This is a genomic window from Sagittula salina (genome assembly GCF_017813235.1).
GTDB lineage: Bacteria > Pseudomonadota > Alphaproteobacteria > Rhodobacterales > Rhodobacteraceae > Sagittula > Sagittula salina.
Genome location: NZ_JAGISH010000015.1, coordinates 74,811 through 84,926, shown reverse-complemented (window position 1 = coordinate 84,926; position 10,116 = coordinate 74,811). Strand labels below are relative to the sequence as shown.

11 protein-coding genes and 2 pseudogenes are annotated in these 10,116 nt (G+C 61.3%); 1 reads left to right on the top strand and 12 read right to left on the bottom strand.

Translation table 11 applies throughout. The annotated features are described in order from the left end of the window. From J5474_RS19655 to J5474_RS19645, 3 genes and pseudogenes are all read right to left on the bottom strand, one after another. Positions 1–235 (bottom strand): annotated as a pseudogene (locus tag J5474_RS19655) (hypothetical protein); the annotation flags it as partial. A gap of 43 nt (positions 236–278) precedes the next feature. Further along, positions 279–540: pseudogene (locus tag J5474_RS19650) on the bottom strand (transposase); the annotation flags it as partial. Between the two features lie 123 nt (positions 541–663). Beyond that, positions 664–1,932 carry an AAA family ATPase gene (locus tag J5474_RS19645; RefSeq protein WP_209363266.1) on the bottom strand — a complete coding sequence of 423 codons (1,269 nt, stop codon included), beginning with the start codon at positions 1,930–1,932 and terminating at the stop codon, positions 664–666. Between the two features lie 313 nt (positions 1,933–2,245). Between J5474_RS19645 and J5474_RS19640 the strand changes: the two genes are divergently transcribed. Beyond that, positions 2,246–2,641 (top strand): thermonuclease family protein, encoded by a 396-nt coding sequence (locus tag J5474_RS19640; RefSeq protein ID WP_209363263.1) that lies wholly within the window; start codon positions 2,246–2,248, stop codon positions 2,639–2,641. Positions 2,642–3,094: 453 nt separating this feature from the next. On the opposite strand, the gene J5474_RS19635 is transcribed toward J5474_RS19640, so the two are convergent. From J5474_RS19635 to J5474_RS19595, 9 genes are all read right to left on the bottom strand, one after another. Further along, entirely contained in the window at positions 3,095–3,325 is a 231-nt protein-coding gene (locus J5474_RS19635) for a hypothetical protein (protein WP_209363261.1), read from the bottom strand. 123 nt (positions 3,326–3,448) lie between these two features. Beyond that, positions 3,449–3,736: a ubiquitination-like system serine protease family protein gene (locus tag J5474_RS19630; protein WP_209363259.1), complete on the bottom strand. Its 288-nt coding sequence runs from the start codon at positions 3,734–3,736 to the stop codon at positions 3,449–3,451. Position 3,737: 1 nt separating this feature from the next. Continuing rightward, positions 3,738–4,703 carry a C40 family peptidase gene (locus J5474_RS19625; RefSeq protein WP_209363256.1) on the bottom strand — a complete coding sequence of 322 codons (966 nt, stop codon included), beginning with the start codon at positions 4,701–4,703 and terminating at the stop codon, positions 3,738–3,740. Positions 4,704–4,714: 11 nt separating this feature from the next. Beyond that, positions 4,715–5,083: a hypothetical protein gene (locus J5474_RS19620; protein ID WP_209363254.1), complete on the bottom strand. Its 369-nt coding sequence runs from the start codon at positions 5,081–5,083 to the stop codon at positions 4,715–4,717. Positions 5,084–5,085: 2 nt separating this feature from the next. Next, positions 5,086–5,670, bottom strand: a complete 585-nt coding sequence (locus J5474_RS19615; protein WP_209363252.1) for a hypothetical protein — start codon at positions 5,668–5,670, stop codon at positions 5,086–5,088. Next, a complete protein-coding gene (locus tag J5474_RS19610; protein WP_209363250.1) occupies positions 5,667–6,188 on the bottom strand; it encodes a hypothetical protein in 522 nt (173 codons plus the stop codon). Before J5474_RS19610 ends, J5474_RS19615 begins: the two co-directional genes overlap by 4 nt. Beyond that, complete coding sequence (locus J5474_RS19605) at positions 6,185–6,481, bottom strand: hypothetical protein (protein ID WP_209363248.1); 297 nt, start codon at positions 6,479–6,481, stop codon at positions 6,185–6,187. The genes J5474_RS19610 and J5474_RS19605 overlap by 4 nt, the downstream gene beginning before the upstream one ends. After that, a complete protein-coding gene (locus J5474_RS19600) occupies positions 6,478–8,883 on the bottom strand; it encodes a LamG domain-containing protein (RefSeq protein ID WP_209363246.1) in 2,406 nt (801 codons plus the stop codon). Before J5474_RS19600 ends, J5474_RS19605 begins: the two co-directional genes overlap by 4 nt. Before the next feature lie 7 nt (positions 8,884–8,890). Next, entirely contained in the window at positions 8,891–9,970 is a 1,080-nt protein-coding gene (locus J5474_RS19595) for a hypothetical protein (RefSeq protein ID WP_209363244.1), read from the bottom strand. Between the last annotated feature and the right edge of the window lie 146 nt (positions 9,971–10,116).

The window sequence follows — 10,116 nt, the reverse complement described above, 5'->3', positions numbered from 1 at the left end:
GCATCACCCCCGCCCAGAAACTGAAAATGGCCGCGTAAGTTCTACGAATGCACCCCGTTAAAAATGGGGGGATTACCACATACCACGGTGTCTCCAGGAACTGTCTGTCGATGATTTCCATGAGCTTCAGGTTCTCGGCGCTTTCCCCGCGCGGCTGATAGTAGAGGGTCGAGCGTGCCAGTGACAGCAGGCGGCATTGCCGCCGGAGGCTGAGATCGGGATGGTCTTTCTTCACCGCTTTTTGCCTCCAGTGCCGAGGACGATACTGGAGGCTTCCGACAAAAAATCCCGTTCCACGACCAACTGCCCGATCTTTGCGTGCAGCTTTTCGACCTCTGCCGTCGATATCGGCGGCTCGGCAGTCGACGGACCGTTGAAGGCCTGTGCCATGTTCTCAATCGCGGTCCGTTTCCAGCCGCTGATCATGGTAGGGTGGATGTCATACTTCTTGGCCAGTTCGGCCGTCGTCAGCTCCTCGCGGATGGCCTCCAAAGCCACCTTCGCCTTGAACTCTGCCGAATAGCGTTTCCGTTTGGTCATTTCTGTGCGTTCTTCCTCAGGCGCTACAGCTTAGCACCTGGTCCGAAATCCCGCGACCACCTCTGTAGCCTCCAACAAGACAGCATCATTGCCAACTAACGCTTCTCGATTCGCTGGCAGTAGCTACTTCGCAAACCTAGGGCCTACGGGATGATCTCTCGCGAGATCAACGCCGTGTTGTGCTGCTCTTAGACGGACATACCCACGGATCATCTTTTCGGTGAACTCGTACCAGCCCTGCCGGGAGCCGTAAAGAATTGAACTATGAGATTCCTGCTTCAAGCTATTAATACGCTGATTGAATCTATCTCTATCCAGCGGCTCCCGCCCAAGGTCTCTCATTATCCTGATGTACGACTCATCGAAAACTGCCCTGCTGCGTCTGACGAATTCATGTCCGTCGGCGACGGCCCACAATATCGGCTCGGTATCTCCGTGGTACTTCTGAGTTGCCCTCTCGTAAGGCCCCTTGAGCCGCATATCCATACTTGCAGCCGCATCTTCCATAGCGAGTTCAAAGAGCTCTGGTGTGGCAACTCCGTCATTCTGCGCCTCAAAGATTCGCCAAAATAATTTCTCTGATATGAAGTGAATGAAGTGGGGGAAACCGTCACTAATCTTCGATATTCTAATTATCGTGTCTCGGTCCACCTTGATTCCGAGGCGATTAGCAGCATCAGAGACAATTTCCTGTCTTGCCTCCCATTCTAGAGGGCCTAGCTCAACCGTATGGAAGTAGCGGTCTGCACTTCCGTGTGCCTCCATAATTGCAGCTGGGCTTTCCCCTATCCCGCAAAAAATTAGACAAACATCAACGCGTTTGTCGGAAAGCTGCTTTACAAGGTTGGTGAAAAGGCTTTGTTGTCGCTTGTCGGTTATCAGATCAAACTCATCGATAACCACAATAAGCCGATGCCCGACTTGGTTGGCAACGAAGCTCAACAAACGGACCGCTTCATTTAGTGAGGATGGGTCATCAACAGTGCCATGTGAGATTGCAGTTTTACCTTGGGCGCTAATTCCAAAATTCGAAAAACCTGCACTAGCCTCCGAAATCTTAGAAATTAGTCGTGGATCTTCTTGCTCAGCTTCCTCGAATATTTCTCTCACAACAGTCAGAAACGTGCTCGCTGGGTCACAACCGACAATAATAGGGTCATGCTTCTCAGCCACTTGGAAAGCTGCGGTCTGGGCGAGCGAAGACTTCCCCACGCCTCTAAGCCCATGTATCAGTACATGTCGACCGGGCTGATAAAGTGCTTTTTCTATTCCGTAGAGATGCGCCTCACGTCCACGAAGGAACTCAGGAGACTGAAGCGGTTGAGCAGGAGATAAGACCGCGCTTAGGCTCTTGCCAAATGTTTGGCTATCGCTTGCCAGTACGGCGCGCAAACTCTGTATACCTTCTGACAACTCATGCCCTCAACACAAAAGTCCGAGTAGATCATGCGTCGGCTGGAGGCTTAACGCAACCCGCGATAGTCCGCTTCGTCCCACACACCACCAGTTCTCTACATCCAAGATTTTGCATACGCAGCGAATGGTCGGTCTGACGGGCTGCACTGCAGCTAAGGGTTACATATGGCCAAGGTCCGCAATGGGCCGCGAACTGTCATTCACAACCTCGACGCACTGCCGTGTTCAGGGTAGGCGAATTTGTGTCACGTCCGCGACTCTATCCAGCCTAACGGACAAGGAATGTTAAATGAATCTCTTCGTCATCTGCGCCGCGCTTCTCGTAGCCGCCCCGGCATCAGGGCAGTCCCTCCACGTTCGCGACGCCGACACCATCGTCGTGGATGGGACGCCGGTGCGCCTGGAGGGCGTGGACGCGCCCGAGCTCCGGACGCGTGCAGGCAAGGACGCGAAACGCTGGATGGTGAACTACCTCCAAGGTCGTTCGATCACTTGCGAACTAACTGGTGACCGGACCTATGACCGTTACGTAGGGGTCTGCTACACGAACGGTCAGGACATCGGTGCGGCGGTCATCGCGGCGGGGCATGCCCTCGACTGCCGCCGGTTCTCTGGAGGACGGTACAGCCAATTGGAAACGGCCGCGGCCAGGTCGCGGATCAAGCGCGCGGGATACTGCCGGTGATCTGACTCTTCTTCGGCTGCAGGGCTTGGCAAGCTGCCAACGACATTAACACCCCGTCGGTGACGCTCGGCCCCTACCCGTTAAAAGTGACAGAGCAGAAGCCGCTGGAGGGGATCACTATTCGCGCAGGAAAACGTAATCATTTATTAGCCCGGCGTGCTATAGGTTAACTTGAGCAGTCACTAAACCTATCAAGCCAAACCTACTGAATGCGGCCCGCCCATCGTGGCGGGCCAACTAATGGATTGGACCTGTGCACGCGTCCATGCAGCCCGCGAACCTGAACCGCCGACCATACCCGATGCGAACCCGCCTGTTTGACGCGGCCATGCTCGTCGCTGGGTGGGTCATTGCTGCGGCTCCTGTCCTCGCCCTGTTGCGGTAGCTCGAAACGCAAAAAGCCCCGCCCGGCGTGAACCGAGCGGGGCTTTGTCGTGGGTGATGTGTCGGAGGTCAGGGGTGCCAGTGTCCCGGACACGCCGCCTTGAAGTCCGCGATCTGCGCCGTCAGGCCCTCGGCGGTCTCCTCGGTGTCCTTGCGCGACGGCAGGAACAGGCCCTCCCCCCAGACATCGCAGAGCGTGCGCTCAGTCTCGGTAGCGGACGAGCGGCGGACCAGCTCGGCGCAGCCGGTCAGTGTTAACGGCGCGGCGAATATCACCAGCACGGCGGTTATCCTGAGCATGGGCCTTCTCCTTCTGGGCGCGGCGGCCACGCACGGCCCCGGCATGGAACAGCAGCAGCGCCGCGCCGATCAGGGCCAGCGCGGAGGTCAACCACCTGACGGGCGGCAATGAGAGGATTCGGATCATGCCGCGACCTCCGGCAGGTCTAGCGTCTGCCCGGCCAGAGCGTGCGTGCAGTCCGCCAGGAACTGCACGCGCCCGCCCATGATGTAGCTGTGGCAGCGACGGCGGACCGTGACTCCATCGGCGGCAAGGATGGCCGCGTTGATGCTCGGGGTTACCGTCGGCCGGTGCAGATCCTCGTTCCACGACCAGCACGGGTGCTTGCCGGGATCGAGGTTCAGGTGATGCTCATGCCCGCAAGGGCACACCACCTGAAGCATGCTTCCACGATGGATCACGCGGGCCATGTCACCGCCCCAGGTGCGCGCCGGAGCGGGCATCCGCGAGACGCGCCTTCTTGACTTCGCGGTTGGCGTACCAGACGGCGCCCAGCACCACGAGCACGATGATCGCGGGCCACTGCTCGCGCACCAGGCTTGTGATGGTCGGCAGGATACCCTGCGCCTGCGTCAGCGCGTCCTTGATCGCCGGCGCCGCGGTCAGGAGGCCCCCGGCGGCCACGCCCACGTCGATCACGTCGCCCTGCTTGATGGTCTCCGAGCCGCGTGCGCGCAGATCGGCGGTATCGACGTTGCGCTGCGGGCGCGGCTGGGCCGTCTGCAAGGCCTCGCGGGTCTCGCGCCCCACAGCGCCGTCGACATCGAGGCCATTGTCCGCCTGAAAGGCCGTCACGGCGCCACGGGTGAGGCTGCCGAACACGCCGTCGACCTCGCCCATGTGGTAACCGAGTTCGCGCAGGCGCAGCTGCAGGGCCTTGACCTCCACCCCCCGCATCCCTGCGCGGAGGATCGGCACGCCATCCGGCTCCTGCCCGGTCGCGCGGCGATAGCCCAGCACGCGGCCAACGGTGTAGCTGGCGTCGCTGACCTTGTTGCCCTGGTTGCCGCCGCGCACCACGACGCGGTCAGAGCCATCGAAGCGGACGAGGAAGGCGACATGCCCACTCGCGCCGTTCGGATCTCCACGCGAGAAGATGACCACGTCGCCGGGCAGCGCCTCCGATTGGTGAACCTTCTCGCCCCACTGGAGGTAGGAGCGGGCGTTGAGCTTGCCGGTGTGCGGCAGGCCGAGCGTCGCCAGCACCGCGCCCACGAAGGCGGCGCACCAGGGCGTCTCGTCGTCCTTCACCCAGCCGTGCCCGACAGCGTTGAAGAAGCCGATGACCTCGGGGTTGTGCTTGGCCCCGGGCCATTCCGCGAGGCCGAGGTGGGCACCGGCCGCCTCGAGGATCGCGTGGTTGTATCGTGCGGTCATGGTCTCACCTCTCACAGGTAGATTGGGGCGTCGTGCCCCGGCGTTTCGTCGTCTATTGCCCACAGGCTCGCCACATCCTCAGGCGTGCGGGGCCAGCGTTGGCCCGGCTCAGGGCGGCGAGGGCGGTACGGGACAGGGAAGCATCGCTCGAAGCATTCCCGGGTGTGGCGGTGCTCGAAGAGCCAGAAAGCCACATCGAGGATCGCGATGGCCGGGCGGCACTGCATCAGCCACGCGCAGGCGCAGCAGCTTATCTGCAGCATTCCGCAGGTGGCGCGGTACATCGCTGCCATGCTGACCGCCTCGATCACGGGGGCGAGGACACAGCGCAGGAACCATGCGGCGTGCCTCCAAGCCCATGTTTCCCGCGCCCACTCCATCGCTACGCACCGGGCAGGAGCATGTAGGCCAGCACATCGGTTCGATCCGGCACCGGCTTTTCGCCGCCCTGGGACAGGCAGGCATAGGAGAGCGCGAGGTAGACCGTCACCCGGCCCGGCATCAGTTCTTCCGGAGGGATCATCTCGATCCGGCGCGTCTCCAAGCCCTCGCCCAGCTGCTGGAGTGATCGGTTCGGATAGGCGCGTCTGCCGGGAAGCGGTATATTGGTTCCATCGACGAAGATCGGCACCCAGTCCGTTAGGCGGCAAGCCTGACCCAGCCGGGTACGCCCGATGGTCAGCATCATCGTGACCATCTCCCCCTGGGTGACGGGCTCACGGATGTAGCTCATGCCGTCAGGCTGGCGGATCACACGATCCTCGCCGTTGGCGCGGGCGACGTCCTGTTGCAGCTGGGCTATGTCCACGACGATCTTGTCGACCTTGGCGAAAAACCGACCAACAGGTCCAAAGGTCCAAGCGTAGACCGCGAGTCCAGCGGAGGCTATCACGGACAGCGCGCCGATGACCTTGGCAAGCTCCACAATGCGGGCCATCCAGGAATGCGGGAATTCGTCACTGGTCAAACCGCTAAACCCCCATTCAAGGCAATCACGTCTGGTGGTGCGGCATCGACCACAGCCTGTGCCTCATCGCGCTCTGCATCGTCCCGGACGATGGCAGGGTTCGGAATCATGACGGGCTCGCCAGTCACATCATCTACGCCGGATACCTCCGCCGGGAGCGGGTCAACGGCAGTCTGCACCACCACGTCGGCCATGACCGGCTCGCCCGTCTCGGGATCGATCTGCCCCGTGTCCTGTAGCTCGACCAGCTCGGGGCGCCCCTCCGCCAGCCGGTAGCGAGCGAGGCGCGCGAGGGCTGCCCGGTAATCGTGGACGGCGTGGTTGAAGACGTTGTTGGTCTCATTCACCACGTTGTCGGCCAGCCACTGATTGGCCCAGGCGATATAGTCTGGATCACTCGTCAACAGGCCAGCCTCGCGCAGGTAGGCGATACGCTCCGCCGCAAAGAGATCCCGGCCGCGGTCTACCGCTTGCCGGTAGCTCAGGGGCCCGTCGCCCTTGTGGATGAAGACCGTCATTGCGCGCACTCCGCATAGACGCCGACCGACACCGTGCCCGGTGCCACGGCGAAGGCGATCGTTTCGACGTTGAGCGTGACCGAGGTCGTGTAGGCCTCTGCCGAACCAGGGCGCTTGAGCAGACCGTCGATATACACGAGCTTCGTGCGCCAGCCGGTCGGCAGGACAAACGTTTTCCTGGTTCCGTCACCCGAGAACCACAGGGTCTCGTAACGCGGTGCCGGCCGCAGGGTGGCGAGGCGCGCAAGCGCGTCCCGCAGGTTGATGGCAGGTTTCTTGATGCTCAGGCTCATGCCGCATCCCCTTTGATGGTCATGCCGCCGCGCGCGGCAAGTTTGGTCACGGCGCCCGCTTCGTACTCGGAACGCACCAGCCCCCGGAAGGCGCTGCGGCCCTGATTGGTGCCGACATGCAGCAGGCCAGTGTCGGCGTCGTGCGCCAGTGCCGTGACCGCAGCGCTTGCTCCGCCCAAGGTGACCTGCGCGCCGGGTTCGAACATCGGCCGTTCAGTCCGGTAGGCGTGAGCGATCTGGTCGGCGGTAAGCGCAGATGCTCCAATCCTGAACAGAGCCAGTGCTCCATCATGGGCGTCAACAAATCCCCCGTTGTACATGACGACCCCCACCCGTAGCACGGCGTTGGCGTTGGTCACGCTTCCGGCCAAGCTGCCCGAAGACGCCACTTTGACGCCATTGTGGTACAGGGAGCTAACCCCGGCCTCGCGGGTCCATGCAAATTGATGCCAGTCAGTAGTGGTCACGGCGAACGGGGCGGTTAGCGAGCTACCATTCACGAACGCCCGCAGCAGGCCCCCCACGAGGTACAGACGGAAGTAGTTACCAGCACCGTACACAGCTGAAGCGTCCTTATCTTGGCGGACAACAATCGAGTCTGTCGCTGCTCCCTTCGACCAGACCAGAATGCTGAAGTCCCCGGTTCCGAAGTCGAGATCGGAGTCGTAATCCTGGATCAAGTAATTCGTGGGGCTGAACCCACCGTAGCCCACCAACTCGGACCCGGTTGCCACCGGCGTGCGGTTAATTGTGCCGACCACGGAAAGATGGTTGGCGGCTATGGAGCGGTCAGCATCAGCAAGCTCAATAGAGACGTTCGATACGGTGACCGTCTGCGTCGGGTCGTTGGATTGAACGCAGAACCCTACAGCTGCCCCGTCCTCCGCAGCGCGATACCGGGTGTACGTACCGTTCGAGCTGAACGTGTTTTGGGGTTCTTGAAACCCTTTGCTAGAGGTATTGAACAGACCTACGTTGACCGAAGACCCGGAGAGGTTCTCGATGGTGAACGTGTACTTGAGCATTTGCCCCGTGGGTACAGAGGACATCCGGGTGAAATACTTGTTATACTGAACAGCGCCAGTGCCCCCGAAGCTCACGGTATCGCCGGAGCCGCTCCACCCGGTGTTCGTGGTCAGGTGCTCCCACGTGCTGCCCCCGTCCACTAAGCTAGTTCCTGACAACGTGGCAGTAGCCGTGTCTGCCAGCCAGGCGCCCTCGATGCCGTCAGGCATCCAGCCGGTGTTGAAGGTCGTCGTGAGCAGAGCCGACATGCCTCCGGTGCCCAAAGCCTTTTGCCTGAGGCACAGCCCGGCCACCGCCAGATCCACCGCGCTGCCGCCGTACGCCACGCCGTGGTCAGCTGATGTCATTTCACTGACCCGACAAAGCATCTGAAACTCCCCGGCCGCCGCCGCCGCCGTCCGCGCAACCTGCGCTCCAAAACCGGAAGACGACAGTTCGTCCAGACGGGCAGAGTGGATGTATCGTCCGAGGTTCTGCCAGACGAGCGCCCCCTCGGCCCACGTTACGGATTTGGCGGGGGTGGACGTGAGGCTGTTCACCACCGTACCGTCATGCTTGATAATCGACACGCCGCCCCCGGTCGCTACGGCAATCGTCGGCACAGGAAGCCCCGAAAAGGGAGACAGGGGTGCGCCGGGGAATACCGTCATACCGACAGCGTTAGCATCACGCTGTACAATATCCGGCAGGTTCACGCTTTCGAACTCCCCTCCATTTCGGGAGGACACGGATCGCCATACGCGAGGGATAACACCAGAAAACCCCGCGAACCTCTGAGCAAGTCTGTCCGCCGCGAAGTCGATAACCAAGAGAAGGCCAGAGGACGTGCCGTCAACACCTACAGCGACAACCCCATTCATGGAGGAAACGCTATTCGCACCGCTGCGGAAAGCTTTGGAGTTGGACGCCTCGAATACCATCCACATCGGTAGCGATGGGTCATCTCCGTCGTAGATCGTAAGGGCCGCACCTGTCGACACGATCACCTTCACGCGCGGCATGTCCCGGCGGGTGCCACGCGTCGCGGTGCCCAGCGGTTCGTTGTACCAGGACTTGCCGATCTGCGCCCACATCGGCAGCACGGTATCGTCGATGCAGATCGCGGTCGGGTTCACCGCCTTGCTGGCGGCAACAGCTTCAAGGTTCTGGTAGACGATGGCTGATGCCACGTCCTGTGCCAGGCCATAGGTTTGGTCCCGCAGGCTCTGCGCGGTATCCCGAAGAGCTGTCACCTGAGGGACGTAGCTGGCCGCCTGGTCTCGCGCTGCCCCAGCGTCCAGAACCGCCGCATCGAAAACCGCCTTTCGAACCTTCACCGCGTCGGTCAACTGATCAACCGCTGTGACCAGATTTGCGACTTGTGCCTCAACTGTCATGTGGTCCTCACGCGTCAAAAATTTCGATGTAACGGGTCTGCGAGTTTGCGAAGGAGATCGCGAGCTGCATCATTGCGACTTGCTGCGACTCGACCGCCGCTACGGCCGTGGCGCTCGCCTGCTCTGCCACAACTGCGCTTTCCGCTGATGCGACAGCTTGATCGCCTGCAGCCCCAGCGCTTGCAGCAGCTGCGGCAGCTTGATCGCCTGCTGCCCCAGCGCTTGCGGCAGCTGCGGCAGCGTGATCGCCTGCGACCCCGGCACTCGCCACAGCGGCGGCGGCGTGGGACGCCGCAATCCCGGCACTCTCTGCTGACTCGGCGCGCGCGCTTTCTGCGTCCGTTGCGCGTGCATTTGCGTTCCAGTAGCTATTTTCCGCTCTGGTTGCGGCGTCTGCCGCGGCGCTGGCAGAGGCATCGGCTTCATCAGCCCGCGCTGTGGCCGTCTGAACATTGTCATGGACTTGGCTCAGAGCCGACACCGCATCATCTTTAGCGGCCAAAACGATGGCGGCCTGACCGTCCACAGTTTCAGCGCTTTCAAAGACGGATGCAGAAATTTGAGTTACAGCCGTCACATTCGCAGCTGTCTCCGTCGCTGCCGCTGCTGCCGTTTCAGCACTCTCTGCCGCCGCATCTGCGGCCATGTGAGCGCTGCTTGCGTTGTCAGCAGCTGCGGCAGCGTGATCGCCTGCGACCCCGGCACTCGCCGCAGCTGCGGCAGCGTGATCGCCTGCGGCCCCGGCACTCGCCGCCGCTGCGCCAGCTTGGCTTGTCGCCTGGTCCAGAAGTAATTGTGTATCGGACCGTATTTCCACGGCCTCATCTCTCGCAGCAGAGGCATCAACCAAAATTTGCCCGGCGGCAGATAGGGTGACAGGGTCACTGATTTGGAGCAGTGCTGCCAAAGTGACAGCAGTCAGATTTGTTGCTACTGGAACGAGCTTCACGATAGCAGAGGCCCCATCTGGGCCGATTGCCGTCAACCGGTAATTTCCGGCAATCAACTCGACCGTGAAATCCCCATTTTCATCGGAAAAGACTTCTTTAGTCGTGGGGATGACTATCGAGCCAGCGACGGTCTGCAATCCGCGCGAGGTACTCTCGAATCTGAGTGACGCGCCGCTAGAGGCGCGAAACCCAATATCCCTGATGTTTCCGGTGATTGTGCAGAACGAGGGCATATGCGAGGTCCGATGCGTGACATGATTGCATCGCGCCTCTTGCGCGCCGT